Annotated in this window: 11 protein-coding genes; 8 read left to right on the forward strand and 3 right to left on the reverse strand. The window is 52.2% G+C overall.

What is annotated here, in order from left to right:
• Nucleotides 1–52: 52 nt before the first annotated feature.
• The 3 genes from IPM52_12950 to IPM52_12960 all read right to left on the reverse strand — a co-directional run bounded on the left by IPM52_12950 (nt 53) and on the right by IPM52_12960 (nt 6,755).
• Nucleotides 53–4,093 carry a carboxypeptidase regulatory-like domain-containing protein gene (locus IPM52_12950; GenBank protein MBK9292514.1) on the reverse strand — a complete coding sequence of 1,347 codons (4,041 nt, stop codon included), beginning with the start codon at nt 4,091–4,093 and terminating at the stop codon, nt 53–55.
• Complete coding sequence (locus IPM52_12955) at nt 4,032–4,676, reverse strand: choice-of-anchor J domain-containing protein (protein ID MBK9292515.1); 645 nt, start codon at nt 4,674–4,676, stop codon at nt 4,032–4,034. The genes IPM52_12950 and IPM52_12955 overlap by 62 nt, the downstream gene beginning before the upstream one ends.
• A 96-nt stretch (nt 4,677–4,772) precedes the next feature.
• Nucleotides 4,773–6,755: a VCBS repeat-containing protein gene (locus tag IPM52_12960; GenBank protein MBK9292516.1), complete on the reverse strand. Its 1,983-nt coding sequence runs from the start codon at nt 6,753–6,755 to the stop codon at nt 4,773–4,775.
• Between the two features lie 247 nt (nt 6,756–7,002).
• Here IPM52_12960 and IPM52_12965 point away from each other — a divergent pair, with 247 nt between their 5' ends.
• From IPM52_12965 to IPM52_13000, 8 genes are all read left to right on the forward strand, one after another.
• The gene (locus tag IPM52_12965) at nt 7,003–8,718 is read left to right on the forward strand and encodes an alpha-amylase (protein MBK9292517.1); all 1,716 of its coding nucleotides are present in this window, start codon (nt 7,003–7,005) and stop codon (nt 8,716–8,718) included.
• 3 nt (nt 8,719–8,721) lie between these two features.
• Nucleotides 8,722–11,835, forward strand: a complete 3,114-nt coding sequence (locus IPM52_12970; protein ID MBK9292518.1) for a beta-phosphoglucomutase family hydrolase — start codon at nt 8,722–8,724, stop codon at nt 11,833–11,835.
• Nucleotides 11,836–11,850: 15 nt separating this feature from the next.
• Complete coding sequence (locus IPM52_12975; protein ID MBK9292519.1) at nt 11,851–12,489, forward strand: uridine kinase; 639 nt, start codon at nt 11,851–11,853, stop codon at nt 12,487–12,489.
• A gap of 17 nt (nt 12,490–12,506) precedes the next feature.
• A complete protein-coding gene (locus IPM52_12980; GenBank protein ID MBK9292520.1) occupies nt 12,507–13,148 on the forward strand; it encodes a uridine kinase in 642 nt (213 codons plus the stop codon).
• Between the two features lie 264 nt (nt 13,149–13,412).
• The gene (locus IPM52_12985; GenBank protein MBK9292521.1) at nt 13,413–16,562 is read left to right on the forward strand and encodes a histidine kinase; all 3,150 of its coding nucleotides are present in this window, start codon (nt 13,413–13,415) and stop codon (nt 16,560–16,562) included.
• Between the two features lie 11 nt (nt 16,563–16,573).
• A complete protein-coding gene (locus IPM52_12990) occupies nt 16,574–17,314 on the forward strand; it encodes a response regulator transcription factor (GenBank protein ID MBK9292522.1) in 741 nt (246 codons plus the stop codon).
• Nucleotides 17,315–17,447: 133 nt separating this feature from the next.
• A complete protein-coding gene (locus IPM52_12995) occupies nt 17,448–17,834 on the forward strand; it encodes a response regulator (GenBank protein MBK9292523.1) in 387 nt (128 codons plus the stop codon).
• Nucleotides 17,831–23,905, forward strand: a complete 6,075-nt coding sequence (locus IPM52_13000; protein MBK9292524.1) for a hypothetical protein — start codon at nt 17,831–17,833, stop codon at nt 23,903–23,905. Before IPM52_12995 ends, IPM52_13000 begins: the two co-directional genes overlap by 4 nt.
• Nucleotides 23,906–23,911: the final 6 nt, after the last annotated feature.

A 23,911-nucleotide genomic window follows, 5' to 3' on the forward strand; every position in this document is an offset into this window, starting at 1 on the left:
AAACCGGCCGACCCAGATGGGTCGGCCGGTTTCGTCAATTGGTATCACCAGACTACCTCACTACAACCAGTCTTTTAGTTATGGTGCCTTTGTCGGTGTGGATCTGAATGAGATAAACGCCGGCTTTCCAGCTTTCGGTGTGCACCTTGAGCATGGTTTCGCCGCTGAGCATGGCATCGCTCACCACCACGCCTACGGCATTGGTTATGGTGACACGCTGCATGGGCAGGCTGCGGATGCTGAAGGCTTCGCTGGCCGGGTTGGGATACAGGCTGGTGGCAGCTTCCAACTGCTCGTCAACACCTACCAGGATGTTCACACAGGCCTCGTTCGAAGGTCCCGACTCGCCCGAGCCATACACTGCCGTCACATGATAGCAGTGCTGTCCCAGCTGCATTTCCATGTAGCTGTAGAGCATCTCTGTGATGTTGCTTGCCAGCAACTGACCATTCTTGTACACCTTGAAGTACTGCAGGGCCTTGCTTTCGTTGTTGCTCCATGCAGGCTCGCCGGTTTCCACCTTCTTGCCGGGGATGTAGCTCATGGGCTCGCCATTGATGATGGGCGGGGTGATGGCATAGGAGTTCACTGCGCCGGGAGCGCCCTTGGCCCTGATCAGACAGTTCTTGCGGAAGTCGGCACCCAGGCTTTCGAAGGTGCTCCATGCGCCGGAGGTGTAGTTGCTGTTGTAGTAGTGTGTACCATCCTGGAATACCCAGGGTTCGCCCACACCATCGTCGGTGGCTATGCCTACGAAGCCGTTGTAGGCCACTCCGATGAAGAATCCGCCCTGAGCCACAATGGGTTGCGGCAGGGTGTGCGTGTTCCACTGGTTGTCCACATTGGTCACCGTGGCTTCATAGAGCACATTAGCGCTGTTGGGCATACCTTGTGCGTCCAGTCCGAACACACGGATCACGATGCTGGCATGGGGGCCGCCTTCGCTGGTCAGGTACCAGCTCAGCTCGCTCAGGGTGGCCGATTGCGGATGCTTGGCGCCAATCACCCCATTGGTGGTACCGCTCTGGAAGCCCAGCTGTCCGGTGGAAACCCCGTCGTCATAACGGAATTCCACTTCCTGGATCATGTTCCACTGCAGCTGCACCAGGTTGGGGTTGGTGGGGCTGATGGTAGCTGTGAGGTTCTTGGGCGAGAGGATGATCTCGGTAAGGATGATGTTGGGCAGGGTCAGGTTGGTGCCGCCTACCTGAACGGTGCTCTGGTAGGGTTGATATCCGTCCTTGGTCACCTTGATGGTGTAGGTCTGGTTGGCATACACTCCGGCTATGCTGAACTGGCCATTGGCACCGGTGGTGGCATTGTAGTTCTGATACCCTTCGAGCACCACGGCTGCGCCTTCAAGACCTACGGTTGGGGCATCGTTGCCAGCCACAAATCCGCTCACCGTAACCTGCGGCATGGGCTGCAGGGTCACATTGAGTGTGGTGGTCTGGTCGGCAGTGATGGTGGCCGGCTGGGTCTGGGTGATGTAGCCCAGCTTGCTGAACTCAACATTGATCTGTCCTGCAATCACATAGGGGAAGTTATACTGTCCCTGTGCGTTGGTGTAGGTGATGCTGCTGGTGCCCACAATCTGCACTTTCACACCTTCGACAGGTGCACCCTGCGGATTGCTGACCACGCCCTGCAGTGCGCCAAGGCCGCTGGTGTTGAAGAACAGGGTGATGTCGGGATGTCCGTTCTTGAGCTGTGTGGCTGCCGGAGCAGGCGGATTGGTGGGATCGTACACCGTGGCATCGGCCTGCACATGGCGTGTGCGGTTGGGCTTGTTGGGGGTCTCAGTCACATAGAACTTGTCGTTGCTGTTGAAATACTGGTCTTCCCATACCCTATAGGTGTAGAGCACCAGGTTACCACCGGTGTAGATGTAAGGCTGGTTGAAAGGAATAAAGATGGTGTTGGCGCCAATGGGGAAATCAACCGTACCGTCGAAGACCAGGGTCAAGGTGGAAGGATCAACCCAACCGTCGGAGAGGTCGGGCTGGGTGGTGGTGCCCATCCAGATCTTTACTTCCTTTCCTGGCAGATTGGTAGCGAAGTTGTTAAACAGGTTGATGCCAGTGATTGCACCAGCGGTATTGTTCAGTTCATCGGGATAGAACAGGGTCTGTGCCAGGGAGTTCTTCCAGTAGAAGTCGAAGGGAATGCGGTAGGTGGGCAGGGTGGTCTGGCCGCCAATGGTGATGGCGACAATACCCGAGGGTTGTACGACTACGTTGAGTGGAGCAGTTGTGTTATTGTCGGGATTTTGATCGCCCTGCAGGTCAACATGACCAAAGATTGTCATTGGTCCGGGTGCGGAAGGGGTCCAGCTGACCACTGCATTTGCGCTCTCGCCGGGTTGTATTGTTGGTCCGGCTACACTTCCAAGCACATTGCCCTGGCTGTCCTTGAGTTGAACGGTGTAGTTGTTTTGAGCTACAAGGCCAAGGTTTTTAACCACAACGGTATAATCTGAAGCCTGTCCAACTGTTGGCGTGAGGTTACCCGAAATGGCAAAAGCCGAAAGGTCGTTGTCCACCGATTGCAGGCAGCTGAAAGTGGCTTTCCATCCGTCGCGGGTGATCGAACCATCGGAAGTAAACACAAAGGTGATGGCTCCTTCAGCATTTGTGGCAATGAGCTCGACCAAAAGCGGAGGCACGCCCACTCCGTTGAATCCATTGGCTGGTCCAATCTGGGGCGAGGAGGTATTTGGCCCGTCAAACACTTTGAGGAAGTCGTAGTTGGCCTCAGTATTAAACTCTGTGAAATTGAACTTCATTTTAGCGCCCGGGGTTGCCGGCAGGAAAGTCAACGTAAAGTTTTCGTTGTTTTGATATTGACCTGTAGGGCCGCCGGAATCATAGAAGTTGCCATTGCAGGCGGTAACCGTGCCATTCTGCATATTTACATCCACACTGTTGGCGATGGTTACGGTGGCTGTCACCGGATCCGATTCGCCCACCTGTGGTTCAGTGTAGGTGGCGGTTACGCCGTAGGTGTAAGTACCGGGTTGCAGTGGGCTATCCATGTAGGAGCGTTGCGATGGTGGATTGGTGGCGATCAAGGCGCCATCGCGGTAAATGTTGTATCCCGAGAGTACATAACTGCCGCCGCCACCGCCACCAACAGTACCTTCGATCAGGAAGGGCAATCCCTGTGCGGGTGTGCCGGTGCCCGTGTCGAGGAAGTCCTGCCAGGTCTGGCTGCTGCCAAGGAACTGCTTGGCATTGCCTGTCACAGCTTGTCCGTTGATGGTGATCGGAGGTGCCCAGGGGCCACTGGCCAGGCTGCCTGCCAGACTGTAATCAATCCAGTAGGTGCCGGGCTCAAGCGTCAGACCAGGAGTTTCCAGTACAAGATACATGATCGGACGGGTGGTGCCGGGAGTGGTTTCACTCCTGCGGTAGGTGTTGGTCCAACCGGTAGCTGTCATCCTGTTGGTAGTCATGTCGCCCCAGATGATCTGGCCACCCTGGGTAGGATCGCCATCCCATACCTGGATGTAACCGCCTGTCATGGTGCTGGTTGTGGTCGAACCGGTCTGGTATGCATACACAGTGATGCTTTCCACGTTCCAGGTTTCAGGAACTACCACGTCGTCGGCCATGCGGTTGCCCGAAGCATACTGGATACCGGCGCCGAGGGTGTTCATACCCAGGGTGCTGTTCTGCAGGATGCTTTCATCCGAACCATCAGGACCTGTGCCGGGGCTGTTGATGAATGGTCCGTTGTCATGGAGCAGGGTGCGGCCGGTGCGGGTGCTGTTGGCTTTGTATCCGCCAGGCAGCAGGTTGGCAGCACCTCCGGTCTGCATCAGCTCGGCCGATGCTCCGGCTGCTACGCTTACAGCTGCATCGTAGCCCGAACCAATCACAACACCCCTCTCGGGAAGGATTTGTCCGTTGCTGCGGCCAATCTGCGATTGCAGGTTGTATGCCACAGGCTGTGCGCTGCGTGTAGCGGGTCCAACATACACATTATCGAGCATGATGGCCGAACCGTCGTTGAAGTTATCGAGCACGTGCTCACGGAAGCCGATGTAGATCTGGCTGCCGGCAGGCACGAAGTCGGTCAGGTTGAAGCTCATCAGCTGCCATTCGGTGGTGGTGGTAGAGGTGGAAGTTCATCTCGGCCACAACAGTTGTGAAGGCAGCCGGATCGTTCTGGCTGGTGGTGCTGATGCGCACGTCGAAGTTGTCGTTGTAGCTGCTGAAGGCGTAGCGCACATAGAAGCGGAGCTGATCGCCGTTTTCAACAGTGATCTGTGGTGTTACAATCCATTGGTCGTTGGCTGTGGTGCCACCAGTGTTCCAGGTGCAGAAGGCCATCTTGCTGCCGCCTTCCGGAGCCGGAGTAGCTGTGCCTCCCTGCCATCCCGGGATGGGGGTAGTGCCGGCATTGAGGCTGGTCCAGCCTGTGCCGCCATCAGGGTTCAGTTTAACCCAACCTGCGGGTGGGAAGTCGCCTTCGAAGCCTTCGTCAAGCTTCACGGTGCCGCCGCCACCGCCGCCTAAGTCGGGCGCCTGCCAGTTTAGCTGGGCTTTAAATCCGGCATCGACGGCTGTAAGATTGCGTGGTGCCGGGAAGTTGTTGCGTTCTTGGGCTGGTTGTTGTGCCCAACCCCAAAAAGGTAGCAGCAAGGCTGCCAGGAGGGTAGAGATTTTTCTCATGATATTGGTGTTTGGTGATTAGAAAAAGTCGGGTCTAAAATAAGAAAGTTTTTTAAGTGCTTTACAAAAGCAAAATTTTGTTACAGGCATAAGTACCTAACGAATCAGGAGTTTCAGGCTGTGGTTTGTGCCATCGGTAAACCGCAAAATGATAAAAGCAAGCCCCTGGTATCCATTGGTTCTCAATTCAAGCCTGTGATTGTCCCGGCTTGTTGCCGAATGAACTGATTTTCCGTCGGGGCTGATGATATCACCCGACAGAAGGTTTTCTCCAAGAATACGAATTGTTTGTTCGCCGGGGTAATGCCTGATTATCAGGGGTTTCTGGTTTTCGGCCAGGGAAGTAACGATATCCACTGCAATCACTACTGCCTGGGATTCGCCCGGAACGGGAGCGGTGTAGGTGGCCTTAAGCGCAAAATAATGAACGCCTTGTGGGAGATTTTGAATCAAAACATTGTTGGTGTTTGGGCCATACTGACCGATGAATTCATCGTTTTGCCACAATTTATACCCATCGAGCACAAAACTGGTGCCGCTCAGATCGGGTGCCTGCCAGCTGAGCTCGACGTTATTCTGATTAACGATGGCCGAAAAGTTTTGCGGTACAGGGAAAGCCGGTAACGCAGTGCGGGCGATGAAACCAGTGCGGTCGTTGCTGCCTTTGTAAGTACCAAAGCGCACATTGGCCTGGCCTGCAGGGATATTCAGCTCATATACATTAATATAAGCCGAATCGCTTGCACTGAAAGTTTGTTCGTAGGAAAGCGCAACCAGGTCGAGCATGCCATCGCCGTTCACATCTCCAAGGCTGGCTCCGTTCATATAGGTGAAACCTGTCGGACGAAGCGGGAATCCTTCGACCTGTTGTCCGGTTTCGATGTGGTAGGCATGGATGAAGCCTTGTCCGCCCACCATCAGGTTGCTTCCGAAAATAAGCTCGTGCGATCCGTCGCCGGTAATGTCAGCCACGCAAATTGTGCTTTCGAGGCCGCCGGCTTTTACAATCGGGAAATTTGGCATCAGGCTTCCGTCCGGGTTGAATCCGTAGAGCATGGGTTTGGGCTCTTCGCCTATGGGGCGGCTGGCGAAAATCCTGAAGTCGTTGTTCCCGCTCAGGTCAACAACAGCAGGCGGGGAATAGGTCCAGCTGTTCTCGTCAACCGCCACAGGCCAGCCCGTCCTGTAAGTGCCATCGAAATTGCGGACGTAATAATGTGGGGCATCCCCATGTGTGCTGCCCACGATGCTGAGGGTGCCATTGCCGTCGAGGTCAACAAGCAGGGGCGATTGATACGACAGGCTGTAGTTTTGCGAAACGACGGGATACCCAGGTTTGAGGGTTCCGGCAAGGCCGTCAAATGCAAATAAGTTGCCATTGGAAGTGCCGGTCACTATGTCGGGGATGCCGTCTCCGTCCAGGTCGCCCACCGAAGGTGTGATGGCCGGTGTGCCACCCAGATTGTACGACCAGAGTACAGTTCCATCGAGGCGCAACACATGCAGGTTGTTGGAAGTCCTCGTTTGTACGATGATTTCCTTCTGGCCGTCGTTGTTCACATCGGCTATGGCTGGTGCGCACAAAATCCAGTGGTTGGAAAAGTTGACCGGCCAACCCGGCATGGTATTCCCCTGGGCATCAAACAGGTACACTCTTCCGTTGTTGGGTACCCCGCCGGTGACCTGCACAATACCCAGGGAGGCGCTGCCGTCGATTGCTGCAACAGATGGAGGATAAATAGGCGTCCCGGTAAGTGGTTTGCTCCAGAGCAACTGGCCATCGTGTCCAAAAACCCTCAGGGCGTTGAGCGAGGCGGCAAGAATTTCCTGTTTGCCATCGCCGTTCAGATCAGCAAGCGTTACGTTTCTGAAGTTTTTAAAATTGGGATGTGCAGGAATTTTTTTCGGAAACCCCGGCATCTGACTGATCAACCGATTGTTGGTGGGTGGGAGATCCAAATTGAAGTCGTTCAGGGTGCGAACCATGACCCTGCCATCCTCATCAAGGTAGGCCTGTTGTACTTGTGCCGGAACCAAAAGGTGCGTCGCAAGGAAGAAAAGTAGAATTAATACCCTCATAATTAATTAGTTAAAGGTTATAATTGGAACAATTGCATGTCTGAAATGTAGTCAATATTTGCATGCTACGAAAGTTTGATAAAGTTTAAAGTTGCTTCCATAAAGTTTGGGTAACTACAAGTTGCAGTTCTTCTCGTCCGAAACCGATTGCGGGACTTGCGCGCTTGCCAATGTCTGCTTTTACCGCCCTGCAAAAGCTTAAAGATTTACTTTTGTGATAAGAGATAAAAAACGTAACACATTGATTATGAGTATTAAAGAAAAGATTTACCAGCTCTGGAACAGCTTGTATCCGCAAGAGGGTACGGCTCAGCTGGATGCATTCCTGCAATCGCTCAGGCCTGCGGAAGCGGCAAAAAGTGATGTGGATGAGTTGTGGTATAAAGACGCCATTGTGTATTCGCTGTATGTGGACCTTTATGCAAGGAATTTTGATGGGCTCACATCCCGGTTGGACTACCTGCAAGGTTTGGGTGTGAACTGCCTTTGGTTGTTGCCCATCCTCGACAGCCCCATGCGCGATGCCGGCTTCGACATCCGCAATTACGACCTGATCAGGCACGACATGCTCGGCCTGGAGCCTGGGTTCAGCCGTCAGGAGCAGGAGGCCGTGTTCGGAAAATTTCTCGACGAAGCGCATCGCAGGGGTATCCGCGTCATCTTCGATATTGCCATCAACCATTGTTCGGAGGAGCATCCCTGGTTTCAGGAGGCGCTCAAAGGCGAAGACAACCCCTATCGCGATTATTTCATCTGGAGCCAAGATCCCTCACGCTACAGCCAGGCCCGCATCATTTTTAAAGGTATGGAGGAAAGCAACTGGGAGAAACGCGGCGAGTGGTATTTCTTCCACCGTTTTTTCAATTTCCAGCCCGACCTGAACTACCGCAATCCCAAGGTGCTGCTCGCCATGTCGGCCAACATGCTCTATTGGCAAAGCTTGGGTGTGGATGGTTTCCGGGCCGATGCCATACCGTACCTGTGGAAAGAAGAGGGTACCGATTGCGAAAATCTGCCCCAAACCCATTTGCTGGTCAAGTTTTTCAGGGCGGTGCTCGACTATGTCAGGCCGGGCACAATCCTGCTTGCCGAAGCGTGCCAGAAGCCTGAAAAAGTGGTGGCTTACATGGGCAAGGGCGATGAGTGCCAAGCAGCTTATCACTTTCCGGTGATGCCTATGTTCTACAAAGCTATAGCCCGGCAATCGGCTCAACCTATCCGTCACATCTTGAGCCCGGAAGTCACCCCCGACATCCCCGAAACCGGCCAATGGTTCACTTTCCTGCGTTGCCACGACGAGCTTAGCCTTGAACTGGTGTATGTTTCGGAGGAAGACCGGAAATACATCCACGAAAACTATTGCCACCAACCCCAGTGGGACTTCAGGCTGGGCGAAGGTATTTCGGCCCGTCTGGCCAACCTGTTTCAGTTCGACGATCGCCGTATCGGTCTGGCATACAGCATGATGCTGAGCCTGCCTGGAACGCCGGTCATTTACTATGGTGATGAGTTCGGCAAGGAAAACGACGAAAACTTTTATCGCGAAATGATCGCCCTCACCGGTAAAGACGATACCCGTTTTCTGGTGCGGGGCAAAATCAACTGGGCCTTACGGGAAGAACAGCTCAAAGATCCGGATACGTTTAACGCCAAAGTCTTTCGGCGTGTGCAAACCATGCTCGCGGCACGCAAGCGTTTTAAGGCCTTCGGAAGAGGGAGCCATAGCTTTGTTGACGTAACCAACCACAATGGGGAAACGCTGGATCAGGTGCTGGCATACTATCGCCAAACGGCTACGGAGAAGTTGCTGATCGTACAAAACCTTTCTGATACCGCCGTCACGGTGATGCTCCCGCATGCCGGGTATTGCAGCGACCTGCTGAGTGAGCGGGAAGCCGGCGGCGCACCTTTCATTATCGAACCTTTTGGATATCATTGGTTTAACTGTAATAACAACTCCTGACCCATGCACAACCGACGTTTCGACGCTTTTATTTTCGACCTCGATGGCGTGATTACCAAAACCGCGCTGGTGCACAGCGCTGCCTGGAAGAAAATGTTTGATGATTTTTTGAGGCACCATGCCGAAAAGCATGGCTCTGTTTTTAAAGAATTTACGCACAAGGACGATTATCTGCCCTATGTGGACGGGAAGCCACGTTACAAAGGGGTAGCCGATTTTCTCGAAAGCCGGGGTATCAGCCTGCCTTTCGGCGATCCCTCGGATGCGCCCTCTTTTGAAACTGTGTGCGGTTTGGGTAACCTGAAAAATGATGCCTTCAACGATGTGTTGCGGCGCGACGGGGTAGAAGTGTACGAATCCACTGTTGCCCTGATGAAGCAGCTGCGCAAGGAAGGCGTGCGCGTTGGTGTGGCTTCGTCGAGCAAAAACTGTGAAGCAGTGCTCGAAGCTGCCGGTCTGCTCGAACTCGTTGAAACCCGCGTGGATGGTGTGGTTTCGGCCGAGCTTGGCCTGAAAGGCAAACCTGAGCCTGACATCTTCACAACTGCAGCCGCCAACCTGGGCTGCGAACCCGAACGCTGCGTTGTGGTCGAAGATGCCGTGTCGGGTGTACAGGCCGGCCGTGCCGGCAATTTTGGCCTGGTGCTGGGCATTGCCCGCGAAGAAAATGAAGCAGAGCTCTATGCCAATGGTGCCGACATTGTGGTTCACGACATGGCACAAATCAACCTGGATCAGGTTGACGAATGGTTCGGGAAGGGCTTGCCTGCCGACAGCTGGAGCATCACCTATCACGACTACGACACCAGGAAGGAGCGTTCGCGCGAGGCCCTGCTCACAGTTGGCAACGGCTATTTTGGTACCCGGGGTGCCATGGAAGAAACCCACGCCAACAAAGTGAATTACCCGGGCACCTATATGGCCTCGATGTACAACAGGCTGGTTACCAAGGTGGCGGGCAGAGATGTTGAAAATGAAGACTTTGTAAACCTCCCCAACTGGCTGCCCGTCACATTCCGCATTGCCGGCGGGGAGTGGTTCGATCCCAACCAGTCGAAAATCCTTCGCATCCGCCGTACCATTCATTTCGACACAGGTTTGATGGAGCGCGAAATGTTGGTGGAAGATCGGGAAGGACGCCAAACCTCCGTGCGTTCGCAGCGCTTTGCCAGCATGGATAACATGATGCTGGCCGGACTCAAATATCAGATCACTCCCCTTAACTACTCTGCTGATATCGAGCTTAAAAGCACCATCGACGGCGACCTGATCAATGCCGGCGTTGAGCGCTACAAATCGCTCAACCAGCAGCACCTCGCACCGGTTTCGCAGGGCGTGGAACACGACAAAATGTTTGTGCTTGTTGAGACTACCCAGTCGAAACACCGCATCTGCGTGGCGGCTATCCATCACTTCAACCAGGCAACCCCACAATATGAAGTAGGAAAATCGGTGGTTTCGGCAGTCTTTAGAACACATGCCCAGCAAAACCAGACGCTTACACTGGAAAAGATTGTCTCCTTGTGCAGCGATAAGGAGACCTTTGTTGAGGATGCCCTGCCAAGTGCACTCAATGCGCTGAAAAAGGACATGCGTTTCGATGCTTTGTTCAACCGCAGTGCCGAATCCTGGAAGCATCTCTGGCAAAAGGCCGACATCACGCTCAGTGGCGATCGTTTTTCGCAAAAGCTGCTTCGCCTGCACATCTATCATCTGTTTGTATCCATGTCGCCTCACAACACCCGGCTTGATGCCAGCATCACGGCGCGTGGCCTGCACGGCGAAGCCTACCGGGGTCATGTGTTCTGGGATGAGCTCTATATCCTGCCGTGGTACGACTTCCAGTTGCCTGAGGTGGCCAAATCAATGCTCATGTATCGCTATCGCAGGCTGGATGCGGCCAGGGCCTATGCCCGCCAGCATGGCTACCGCGGCGCCATGTTCCCCTGGCAAAGCGGCAGCGACGGGCGCGAAGAAACCCAGGTGGTGCACCTCAACCCCCTCACGGGCCAATGGGGCGACGACCACAGCTCGCTCCAAAGGCATGTGTCGCTGGCCATTGCCTACAACATCTGGGACTACTGGTGGATTACAGGCGACCAGGCATTCGTGCGCAACTACGGCCTCGAAATGTTTCTCGAAATTGCCCGCTTCTGGGCCAGCAAAGCACAGCTCGACGAAGCCACAGGACGCTTCAGCATCGAAGGTGTGATGGGTCCCGACGAGTTCCACGAGCATATGCCCGACAGCGAGAAAGGCGGACTCAAAGACAATGCATACACCAACATCATGGTGGCATGGCTCTTTGGCAAGGTGCCCCAGCTCATTGATGTTGCCGGAGCCGACAAAGCCCGCAGCCTGGGATTCGGTCCGGACGAGCTGCAACAGTGGGACAGCATCCGTCATAAGCTCAAGCTCGTAATCGACAGCGAAGGCATCATAGCACAATACGACGGCTACTTTGGCCTCGAAGAGCTCGACTGGGACGACTATCGCCGGCGCTACGGCAATGTGTACCGCATGGACCGCATTCTGAAGGCCGAAGGCAAATCGCCCGACCACTACAAAGTGGCCAAGCAGGCCGATACACTCATGGCTTTCTACAACCTGAACAAAGAAGAGGTGGATGAGCTCCTTGCCGCCATGGGATACCGCCTGCCCGACGACTACCTCGATCGCAATCTCCGGTATTACCTGGCCCGCACATCGCATGGTTCGACGCTCAGCAGGGTGGTACATGCCAGACTGGCCGCCATGGTGGGCGACATGCAACTCAGCCTCGAACTATACCGTGATGCCCTGGGCAGCGATTACAACGACATCCAGGGCGGAACCACAGGCGAAGGCATCCATGCCGGTGTGATGGCAGCCACCATCCTTGTGGCCCTGAATACCTATGCCGGAATCAACTACCGCAACGAACAGCTCCACCTGGAACCCAACCTGCCCGACAACTGGAAACAACTCGAATTCGGAATTACCTTCAAAAATGTGCGGTACAACTTCAGTATCAGCCAGCACCAGTGCCGGGTAATGGCCGGGCAAAATTCGGTTATCTTTGTGCATAACTCAGAAGTGGCGCTCAAAGCCAATGAGTGGCAGGTAATTGAATTATAATCAGATAGGAATACCATGCTCAACGATAAAATCACTGTTACACGCAAGCATGAACAGGCAGCCGATGTGGTAATCGAAGAACTCGAAAAGGTGCTGCAGCCCAAGTTCATCATCACCATAGGTGGTGAAGTAGGGTCGGGCAAATCGACCCTGTCCTACGCCCTGGCCATGAAATTGAAGAAGAAAGGCATCACGGCCAAAATCATCGACCTGGACGATTTCTACAAAATTCCACCCAAAGAGCGCAAAGCCTGGCGCAGGCAACATGGCATCGAAAGCGTGGGGCCTGACGAATACGACTGGCAGAAAATCAACCATGTGATTGATGATTTCTACAACGACCGGGAATCGACCATGCCATGTGTTGACCTGATTACCAATGATGTAGATACATTAATCACAAACTTTGAGGGTATTGACCTGTTGATTATCAATGGATTGTATGCAACCAAAATCAAGCAGTCGAACCTGAAAGTATTCATCGAGCTTACCTACGACGAAACCAAGGAAGCCCAGATTTACAGCGAAAAGGAGGAGATGACCGAGTTCAGGCGTCAGATTCTTGAGCGCGAGCACCAGATGGTGCAGCAGCTCAAGCATGGCTGTCACCTTTTCTTCGACTTCGACCGCACCCTCGACAAGTATCATTTGTAATTCAAAATCAACAACATATGTTAGGAGACGTATTGCTTATCGACGAAAAACACCGTGTGGCCGGAGAAGCCATCATCCAGATGATTCTGCAAAACCGCAAGCCTAAAATGATGGTGGCAATCTCGGGCGAATCAGGTTCCGGAAAATCGGAGCTTGCCCACGTGATTGCCAAAGGCCTGCGCCAACATGGCATCATGGCCAAACCCCTGCACATCGACAACTATTACCGCATCCATCCGCTCGAGCGCACACAGTGGCGCCTCGACAACGGCATCGAAAACGTGGTTGGGCCTGGCGAATACGACTGGGAGACCATCACGCGCAACATAGCCGAATTCAAAGCAGGTAAAGTTTCCACCGGACCATGCGTGGATCTTGTAACCGAGCAGATTGACCAGCTGACTACCGATTACAGCGTCATCGATATGCTCATTATCGATGGGCTGTATGCCATCAAGGTGCCCGATGTGGACCTGCGCGTGTTTATCGAGCTCACATACCACGAAACCAAAAAAGCCCAGGTGGTGCGCGGAAAGGAACCACAAAACGAATACCGCATGCGGGTGCTCGAAAAAGAACACCAGGAGGTGCAGGCCCTCAAGCCCATGGCCGATGTACTCATTGGCATGGACTATCAGGTGCGCCTGGCCGGGAAGTAATCTAATTTGCGTTAAACTATCACAAAGCCTGCCGGGAATTGCCTGAGCAGGCTTTTGTTTTCACTCGCCTTTACCAACCACCACTTCGCTGGCGCTGCGCCTGAATGCACGCGGCATGGGTGGGGCATATCCCAGCCTGAGGATGATCTGGGGCGTTGGTCCACCTGGCTGCATGGCTCTTATAAAGCCTTTTACGAGCCCGAAACAGGGATATGTTTTTCATTGTGTCCTTATGTATATTTGCCGACAATCAACACGCCAGCCATGAGGCATGCCCTTTTATATGTGCTTCTTTCACTGCAACTCATTCTGAAAGCTGGTCAGGAAAAAGTGGTGGTGGTTGATGTCCTGGGACAGGACAAAGGGTTTGCCAGGTTGAATTATGTTTCGATGACTCAGGATAAGGCGGGTTTTTTATGGCTCAGCACGCAAACAGGCCTCATCCAGTACAGCGGGTCGGCCGCCAGGCGTTTTATTCCTGGCATGCCCGGCTTGACAGCGCTGAAGGCTGAGTTTTTTTATCAGGCCTTTGAGGACAATCGTGAAAACCTGTGGCTTGCAAGTCGCAATGGTTTCTATATGCTCTCGCCTGACCGCAAATCTCTCAAGGCATTTTTCAGCAGGGGAGACCAACCAAACAGCCTTCCGAATAACCGGATTTTCAGCATCCTGCCTTACAACGATTCGGTTTTGTTTCTGGCTTGCGACCGCAGCGGAATTGTCCGGTTCAACATGCTTACCCACACCATCAGTCAACCCAAAACGATTGCCCGCGATCCGGATATTGATATCGATCATCTCTGGGTGAGGCAATACTACAAGCAGAGCGACACTTGTCTGTACCTGCGCACGTCGGAAGGTTTTTATCAATACAACCCTGTTACCAACGAGATCGGATACATCCGCGAAACAACAGGAGGGAAATATTCGATTGTGGGTATTGCTACATTATTTAATGATGCCGGGGGCGCATTCTGGTTTACTTCCCCCTCGGGCGAAATCTTTCGGTGGGAGCCCGGACGTGCGCCGCAAGGGTTCCGGCATACCGAATTACTTTCATTGGTGCGAAAAGGTGAGATTCGGTTTTTTGATTACGATGTCGAAAATCTTCTTTTATCCACCATATCTGGTAATTATCTGTTCGAAAAGGCTTCAGGAAAACTAACCCGCTTGCTTTTTCGTAATTACCTTACCGACGCATTGAGCAACGAACCTGTGGTGGCGGCCACCCGAACCACCGATAATAATTTGTTTCTGGCATTTCAGAGTGGTTACCTGGTTCAGGTGCGCGAACAGCAACAGGCATTTGTTTACAAAGAGCTGGTTTCGAAAGACCACCCACCTGTCAACGTAGCGTTTATGCTTGACGACACTGTGTATCGCAAGCGCTACATCACCAGCTACCACAGCGATGTATTTTATGTGGAAGACCTCGGGAACGGGCGAATCACAACAATCAGAAAGCCATGGCCCGGGCGTATTTCGGCCAATAAAATTATTCCCGACAAGCAAGGACGCATCTGGGCTTGCCAGGGAGAAGGAGTGGTTGAGATAGACCGCCGTTCGGGCAAACTTCGCCAATTCAAACCCGACGAACCGGCCAGAATGCTTTTCGATATTGTGGAGACCACACCTGGCAGGTTTTACGTTGGTTCGTTCAGAAATGGATTGTACTATTTTGAGCCGGATGCAGGCATTTTCCGAAAAGTGCCCGAAACCAACGGCTGGATTTCCACCCAGGTCTTCAGTTTGTTTTACGATAGCACCAACCACAGGCTATGGATTGGTACGGTGAGGAATGGATTATTTGTTTACGATCTTGCCGGTGAATCTTTCAGACAGTTTATACCCGATCCTCAGCATGAACACAGCGTGGGAGGCGACTGGATCCGATCGTTTGTGGCTGACGACGAAGGTTACCTCTGGATGACAGCGGATCCTACCGGCATGAGCCGCATTCACCTCAGCATCCCTTCCGACAGTGCTTTCGACAATTTTTCGATCAGTGAGGGTTTGCCTTCGAACCATGTGAGCGGGCTGGTAAAAGACCGAAATGGAATGCTCTGGATATCAAGCCTAAATGGCTTAGCCTCGATCAATCCGGTCAGTCATGTGGTCAGGAGCTGGGAGGTGGAACAGGGCGCTTATGATCACCGGTTTCATTACGCCAATATGTCTTTGGCGCACGACGGCGCCATTTTGGCGGGCACAGAGCGAGGCTATCTCCGGTTTTTGCCCGGAAGGCTGCTGCCCGATACCACCCCTCCCCGCGTGTATCTTACAGGTCTTGAGGTTACGGACGAACGACAACAGAAAATCAGCTTGAGCACGAATGGTGAAAAACTGCAACTCGCGCATTACCAGAATAATATCAATATCAGCTTTGCGATTGTCAACTTTAACGATCCCGATCGCAACCACGTGTTCTACCAGCTTCAGGGTGGTGGGCAGGGCTGGCAGCCCATTGATCAACGTAGTCAGATCTATTTTTCGGGCATGGCTCCCGGAAATTATATTTTCAGGCTTCGTGCACAAAATGGTGATGGCGTTTGGAGCGCCAACGAAATTGTGCTCCCCATCCAGATATTACCCCCGGTGTGGCAAACATGGTGGTTTCGGTCTGGTGTCGTTATTCTTATTATCGCATTGATAATCATGGCTTTTAGGTACAGGCTCAACAATCTGCTGCGCCAAAATCGCCTGGAAACAGAAAAACAAATGCTTAAATCGGAAATGGAAAGCCAGATGGCGGCACTCGAGATGAAGGCCCTTCGGGCGCAGATGAATCCACACTTCATATTCAATTGCCTGAATTCAATAAACCGGTTCATTATCGTAAACGACAACGACACCGCCTCGGAATACCTGACGCGTTTTTCACGCCTGATACGCATGGTGCTCGACAATGCAAGAAGCGAAAAAATCAGCCTGGAGCGCGAGATAGAAACCCTGAAGCTCTACATTGACATGGAGAAGCTGCGTTTTGTGGACAGGTTTCATTTCGAAATATTTATCGATCCGCAACTCAACCTTCAACATACCCTCATCCAGCCAATGATGGTGCAGCCATACGTGGAGAATGCCATATGGCATGGCCTGATGCCCAGGCAGGAGGGAGGACTGCTCAAGCTCAGTTTCCGCCTATCGGACAACAAACTGATGGTTAGTGTGGAAGATAATGGCATTGGACGACAACGTTCGCAGGCCATGAAAACGATGCAACGCCTTCCGCAACGCTCGCATGGCATGAGGGTAACTGCCGAAAGGCTTGCCTTGCTGAACGCCCGGGCCAATGCCAAAGCCGAGATACACGTCACCGATCTTTTTACGCCCGGGAACTTACCCTGTGGTACACGGGTGGATCTTGTATTTCCTGTCGAAACTACTGAAAAACAATTAATTGACGACAACTAAACTGATCAGGTATGAAAGCGCTCATTCTCGACGACGAACTATACTGCACTGAAGCCCTTGAAGTGCTCATCAGCCGGCATGTCCAGCCCCCAATCGAAACCTATGCTTTTACTGACCCTTTCAAAGCGCTCGAGTTCCTGAAACAACATACGGTGGACCTGCTGTTTCTGGATGTGGAAATGCCGGTAATGTCGGGTTTCGACTTTTTGGAGAAAGCTGAAAATTTCAAAGGCACGGTCATTTTTACCACTGCCTATGATACCTACGCGCTCAAGGCCTTTCAGGTGGACGCAGTTGCCTACCTGCTAAAACCAGTGGACAAAAACGAACTCCTGCGGGCAATAGAGAAAGTGAGCCGCATTCCTGCCATGGCCGACAGGCAGCTCATGAGCCTGCTGCGCGAAAAGCTCACGTCCACCACTCAGGCAGAACGGAAAATAGCCATTTCAACAAGCGAAGGGATCCATTTGATCGCTCCCGAAAAGGTGGTGCGTTGTGAATCGGACGGTAGCTACAGCACCATTTTTTTTCAGGACGCCAAACCCCTGCTTGTCTCAAAAAATCTTCGAGAGCTCGAAGGCCTGTTCGATAGCCGAAATTTTTTCAGGGTGCATAAATCCCACCTGATCAATCTGGCACATATCCAGTTCGTTTCGCGTCACGATGGTGGAGATGTCCGCATGAGCGATGGTTCGAACATACCCATCTCCAGAAGCGCCAAACAGGAATTTTTCGACCGCATCAGGGCATAATCCGGTCTTTTGCATCGCATCTGCACTTCGTTGCCTCAAATAGCCCGTTCGCAAGTTTATACCTACTGTTCATAAATCCGCATAAGCGTACCTGATTGGTGCTTCCTAATTTGCGCCTGTTTTTCCAACCCTTATGCGCATTTTTCTGATAGACGACGAATGGAACAGCCTCGACCTGCTCGACAGAATGCTTCAATCGTTAGGAATTGAGCCAGATGCAATTGTCAGGTTTCAGGAACCTCTTGAGGCAATTCCTCATGTCCTTGCCATTGTTCCGGATGTGCTTTTCATTGATTTGGAGATGCCCAGGCTCAATGGTGTGGATCTCATTCTTATGCTGAGCCACCTTCCGAGCCACTTTGTGCTCGTAACAGGTGGCGATGCCAGCCAGTGGATTGAAACACAAGCGCCCGGGCGCACACGCCAGTTGCAAAAGCCTTTTTCGGTTAACGACCTGAAGAATATTCTGCAAAGCATTGCTATACAGTCCAATACAACCGCCAAAAACCCCAACTTATGAAATCAAAAATTTTGGTGTGCCTCGCTTTGATCATGTCTGTGCTTCAACTAAAAGCTCAGCAGCTGAATGTCAGCCTGGTTATCCGGCCGCCATTTTCCACAAATCTTGCAGATTATATCGATCAGGGCAACAATGTGCTGATCAATGTGGCTAACCTTAGCGGGCAACAACAACAGTTCAAGCTCATTCCTTCCATCGAGGGCAACAACGGAGTGGTTATCCGCCTCAAAGAGAGTTTTCAGCCTGTTTCGCCCATCGTGATGGCGCCTGGTGAAACACGCATGTTTACCTTCAATCAATTGAGCACCTACAATGGCACCATTAGGCAAAGCGATCTGATAGTGCAGGGCATCTCGTTTAATGTGCTCGAAAATGCAGGGGTCCTTCCCGAGGGCACGTACACAGTTTGCGTCAAGGCGTTTGGCTTTGCTTCGGGCAATCTGTTGTCGGGCAATACGGGTTGCAGCGCAATGCCCATTACTGCCTACGATCCACCAATCATCCTTTCGCCTCAGAATCAGTCGGCTCTGACGGCACTTACTCCTCAGTTTTTTACATTTCAATGGACACCCAGCGGGCTGAGTGGTCAGACGCGTTATCGCCTGAGGCTTGTGGATGCGACGGCACTCAACCTGCTCAATCCAAACGATGCATTCAACAGCCCGGCGGTTGTTCCCTATTTTGAGCAATCGAATATTGCTGTGGGCATGATGGTTTACGACCAGAGCAAGCCACCATTGTTGCCTGGGAACACCTATGCCATGCAGGTTACAGCCTATGATCCCCAGAACAAACTGTCGTACAAAAACAACGGACACAGCCAGGCAATTCTTTTCAGTATTCAGCAAGCTGCAGGCCTGCCGGGTGTTCCGGGGGATGGTGGAGCTCCGGCCGTGGACAACCCCGGATTTCAGTTTGGCGACGATCCGCCTGCCATACCTGTTGACCCGGACGATGTGGCCGACTGCATGAATGCCGGTGCCTGCCAACAACCGGCGCCAAACTGCGAAGGTGCGCAGGCCCCTCAACCCGGTGCCAACATTTATGTTGGAAAATTCAAAATGCAGGTCATTAATATTCAGGGTGGCAGCGGAACGGGCGTTGTGGAGGTTCCCTTCCTGAATACCAAAGTTGAGGTTGAATTTCAGAACCTTACGGTAAACAATAACGCTCAGGTTTGTGGGATTTCACAGGTTTGGGTGAAGTCGGCCTCGCAGAATCTGATACCGGAGAGCTTCCTGAAAGTGGCCGAAGGAGCTTTCAGCGATCAAAATCTTAACTGGGCGCAGATCGGCCAGCACGTGCAACAGTACTATAAAAAAGTCAGTCTGTTCGATTTTGGCGGTCAGCCAAATACGCTTCCTTTTGTGCTCAATCTGGGCTCGGCCGAGCTGACCATCCTCGGATTGATCTTTACGCCAACTGCCGCTTATGCCAATATCGCTTTTGCAGCCGAGCTTCCGCTTGCAAACACAGGTCAGCAATTCAGCATGGGTATGCGGGGTGTGTGTATCCGACCAAATGGTTTTGGCATCGACCAGGCCGGAGGCATGCTTACACTTAGCAATAACCTGGTGAAACCTATTGGAAATCAGGCTGAGTTTGTGCTTGAGGGCGGCAACAACGGCAGTTACGTGAAATTCGACTGCAAAGGTGTCTCCGAGATAAAGCTAAAAGGTAACCTGGCCTTTTCGCGCGAGCGCCTGCTGCCTGTGGATGCCCAGGGCAATATCGTACCGGCTCCAGCCCGCTACACCCTCAGTTTCAACAGCACAGTGGCTAATACAAGCGACTGGATCGCAGAGGCAACCGCTTCGCATCCTGCATTTACCACCCAGCAGGCGAACGGATTTCAACTTGGTTTTGACGCTGTTGTACTCGATTTTTCCAAAACCAAAAACCCACAGGGTGTTGTTTTTCCATCCAATCACCCCATGCACAACGATCCGCTTAAAAATGCCTGGACCGGGGTGCTGGTCAATACCCCGAAAATCACCCTCCCCAACTATCTGAAGCGCTCGGATAATCAACGGATTACAGCTGACATATCGATCATCGTGATCGATGGCGAAGGTTTGTGGGCAAAACTCGATCTGAATAATCTGGTGCAAAAAACGGAGGATGGCAGCCTTGGGGGCTGGGGGTTCAGTATCGACAAAATGAGTCTCGACATCCGCAAAAGTATGCTGCAAGGTGGCGGGCTAAACGGCAAGGTCAATCTGCCAATCACTGAAATCGGGCTCACCTATGATGCCACTTTTGAACCCGGCGACCCACAGAACGATATGAAAGTGAACTTTGGTATCGTCATGCAGGGCCAGCTCGATATCGACATGTTTTTTGCCAAAGCACAGCTGGCCGACAATTCAAGTTTTGGCGTAAACATTCAGGGCAACAAAGTGAAGCCTGTGGCCAATCTCAACGGTTCGCTCACCATTGGTTGGGAAAAAGGCGGACAGAAAAAACCCGGAGACGATAAAAACAGCGTGTCGAGTTTTTCTCTCCCATCGGTCAACTTTCAGGGATTCAATATATTCAATAATGATAATGATGTCCCCCAGCTTAGTCTTCAGGCCTTGCAGCTAAGCAACCCCAATGCCCAGGGCAAGCTGGCAGGTTTCCCCATTAAGCTAAAAGGCAATCCCGGATTTCAGAACTACAATCCTGAGGTAGGCTTTACGATGGGGCTTGAATTCACCCTTTCCAAGGACAATGCCAACGGACTGAGTGGTGCAACCGACTTTACCATTTTTGCCAAATACGATCCACAAAAGAAACGGTATGTGTATGACCGCACCCAGCTCAACTGCATCAGCCTCGATGTGGATGTGGCTGTGGCCGAGATAAAAGGTGGAATATGTATCTACAAGAACGACCCGAAATATGGTGACGGGTTCAGCGGCTCCGTCAGTGCAACCATCAAAGGGATTGGGGTGGAAGCTGCTGTGGGCCTGCAGGTTGGAAATGTAAACAACTTCGATTACTTCTACTTTGAGGCCCTGGCCAAATCCGGGCAAGGATTGCCTGTCACAGCAACCATGTCACTGTATGGTCTGGGTGGTGGTTTTCATTACAACATGGATCGTACCAACAGAGCTGTTACCACAATCGACGGCTACGAGAATGTGGTGCCACCCCAAAACTTTGCGCCGGGATACAGTCCCTCGGGCCTTGTTTATACACCTCAGAAAGGAAAGATGGGATTCTCGGCCACCGTGGTATTTGGCCTGACAGGGGGAGATGCGGCTGCTGCTGCTTTCAATGGCGACCTTACCCTGTGGATGACGTTTACAAAAGCCAACGGCATCGAAAAGATGGGACTCACCGGAGGCGGATATGCCATGCAACCCCTCAACAATCGAAATGCCGCCACAATTACCGGGCAGTTCGACATTAAAATAAATTTTGTCGCAAAGACTTTCGACCTGGGTATCGACCTCAACGTGGGTATGGGAAGCATGCTCAATGGTATCGCATCGGTAAACATGCATGCCTCGCCACAGGAATGGTTTATCTATATCGGCAGTTGGGAAGCCCCAAACCCGCAGAATTACGAACCCTGGAACGACAAGAAACGCAACAAGCTCAATGCCGACATCAAAATTGCCCAACTGAAATACAATCTTTATTTCATGATGGGTTCTGATATGCCCGATCTGCCGCCGCTCCCCGGAATACTCCTCTCAAACCTTCAAACCCAGGGCGGGCAAATGTTGCAGGACCAGCGCACCGCAGCACCGGCATTCGATGCACAGACGCCGGGATTTGCCTTTGGAGGTGGTTTCCACCAGCAGCTCAAGTTTCATGCGCTCATTTTTTATGCCAACATCGAATTTTTCGCAGGCTTTGATGCCGTGCTAAAAAACTACAAAGCTGTGCCAGGCTGCGAAAATGTGGGTATCAACGGCTGGATGGCCAAAGGTCAGGCGTATGCCTACCTGGGGATTGACGCCGGCCTGGCATTGGATACCTGGTTCTACAAAGGAGAGTGGCCTGTAGTGAAAATCAGCTGTGCCGCCACCCTCGAAGCCCAATTTACAAATCCTAACTATTTGAAAGGCAATGTGTACATGAATGCTTCTGTGCTGAACGGACTGATCACGGTGAACAAAAACGTGAAGTTCGAGGCGGGCGAAAAAATGAAATGTGGCAGCGACGTCAATCCGTTTGGCGACCTTCCTATCGTGGCCGATTTGTTCCCCGGACAAGGCGATCAGGTTGAGGTTTATGATGATGTGCGCGTGGCTTTCAACTTCCCCAAAGGTAACTTCATGGTTTTCAACGAACTGGAACCTGACAAGGCCCCTCGTTACTTCTATTATACCATTCACAGCATCAGCCTCAAAAAAGGCAATGCGACCATCCCGCTCATTGACGAACCGATTTACAGCGCAGATGGTTATTCGGCAAAATACCTGACCAAAAACGCAGAATTCCTCCCCGAGCTCAGCAGCCTTAAACTCGATTTTGTAGTGCGTGGCTATGAAGCGAAACCAGGGCCTGACCCCATGCTCGTTGAAGAAAAATACAACCGCACCTTCCAGACTAAAAAACGACCAGATTACATTCCTGCCAACCAACTGCTTTCGACCAATCCGGTGGTAAGGCAGCGGTATTTTCTGAAAGAAGATGAAATTCAGGGTTTTGCACGTACTTTGGGTAACAAGAGCTGGTGCTACCTCTTCAACAAAAGCGAGATAGGCGACCCCAAGGTCTTCGATCAATCAAAGACACAATATCTCGTCCAGTTTTTCGAAACCGGAAGTGGCAAAACCATCGAGGTGCCTTGCAACTGTGTTGGTCAGGAGATCAAATTCAATGTGCCCTACCAGCAACTCAAAAACGAGACTATCTATCGTGTGCGTGTGATTGCACGGCTGCAATACAAACCCAAATCCAACAACAATCTTCAGGGCAATCAGCTTAATCTGGGCGGCCAGTGGCAAACAGGCAGCAAGCAAACGGAAATCACCCAGGGAGCGCATAAGCTCAGCCGATTCCTGTTGGCCGACAACAGCCCGAAAACCTACGACCACAGCCTTTTGCATACTGCATGGTTTTTCCGCACCAGCAAGTATAACAGCCTCAGCGCCAAGCTTGCCGATTACAAAATCGATCAAAGCACCTACACCACTGTCACCACTTCGCACTACATCCCACGTATCCGCATCAAAAAACCTAATGCATACGGACAGGGCGAGCACGAGTACGAGATTAAGACCCAGCCCGATGGCGGTGGTTTGCCGCTGGTGAGCTACGAGCTGCCTGTTGCGCTGATCACCGGAAAGGAGGCATTCGATACCTATGACCTCTACGGCTATGCGGTGCAATATATGGGCGAAAGCACACCGGTTCGCCCCTTAATCTGGTTTCAGAAACCCGACCTGGGGCAGCCGGCATTCTTCAATGCTTTCTACACCCAGCTCGAACAACGCACAAATGCCCACAATGCCACCATGCCAATCAAAATCAACTTCCCGGAAGCTCGCCACTACAACAATACCTGGTTAATGGAACATGCTGTGAACGTGAATATTCGCGCTTTCGATGGTCAGTTTGGTTTCAAGAATGGCGGAGCTGATGCCCTATGGAGCTACTCCACCCGCTACGCGCTTGGCATTGGCAATGTGCAGCTGCCAGCCGGACGAACCATCTGGAAGCCACACGGTCCGCTTAGCCCGCAAGAGATCGAAGAAGCTATGGCAGCCACGCAACAACAACAAAATGTGAATATTAACAATGCCCAGCTGCAGATAATTGTCCCACCCAACCAAAATCAGGGTGGAATGGGATCGCAGGTGAATGTAAATATCCAGAACACCAATGTTCCGGTCTATCCGCTTGTCAACCTCTCTGATTACCTTGCGATGCTCGATTACAGCCATCTTATCAACCAGCTGTGGCAGATCAATTCACCCATCAACCGCAGCCGTGCCTACAATGCCCAGGAACAACTCAGACCTTTGCTTTTCCGCAACAAGGGCAACTACACCCTGCAGTGGGGAAATATGCACAGCGTAAAACGATTCGACTACAACTGGAACCGCGAAAAGCCAGTTCTCCAATTCTAAAAAATC

This window comes from Bacteroidota bacterium, from assembly GCA_016715945.1.
GTDB lineage: Bacteria > Bacteroidota > Bacteroidia > Bacteroidales > F082 > JALNZU01.

Excerpts from the sequence above, each read along its gene's own strand:
- IPM52_12980 (MBK9292520.1), top strand. The coding sequence starts at position 12,507 with ATGTTAGGAGACGTATTGCTTATCGACGAAAAACACCGTGTGGCCGGA.
- IPM52_12960 (MBK9292516.1), bottom strand. The coding sequence starts at position 6,755 with ATGAGGGTATTAATTCTACTTTTCTTCCTTGCGACGCACCTTTTGGTT.
- IPM52_12950 (MBK9292514.1), bottom strand. The coding sequence starts at position 4,093 with ATGAGCTTCAACCTGACCGACTTCGTGCCTGCCGGCAGCCAGATCTAC.
- IPM52_12995 (MBK9292523.1), top strand. The coding sequence starts at position 17,448 with ATGCGCATTTTTCTGATAGACGACGAATGGAACAGCCTCGACCTGCTC.
- IPM52_12990 (MBK9292522.1), top strand. The coding sequence starts at position 16,574 with ATGAAAGCGCTCATTCTCGACGACGAACTATACTGCACTGAAGCCCTT.
- IPM52_12985 (MBK9292521.1), top strand. The coding sequence starts at position 13,413 with ATGAGGCATGCCCTTTTATATGTGCTTCTTTCACTGCAACTCATTCTG.
- IPM52_12975 (MBK9292519.1), top strand. The coding sequence starts at position 11,851 with ATGCTCAACGATAAAATCACTGTTACACGCAAGCATGAACAGGCAGCC.
- IPM52_12955 (MBK9292515.1), bottom strand. The coding sequence starts at position 4,676 with ATGAGAAAAATCTCTACCCTCCTGGCAGCCTTGCTGCTACCTTTTTGG.
- IPM52_12965 (MBK9292517.1), top strand. The coding sequence starts at position 7,003 with ATGAGTATTAAAGAAAAGATTTACCAGCTCTGGAACAGCTTGTATCCG.
- IPM52_12970 (MBK9292518.1), top strand. The coding sequence starts at position 8,722 with ATGCACAACCGACGTTTCGACGCTTTTATTTTCGACCTCGATGGCGTG.
- IPM52_13000 (MBK9292524.1), top strand. The coding sequence starts at position 17,831 with ATGAAATCAAAAATTTTGGTGTGCCTCGCTTTGATCATGTCTGTGCTT.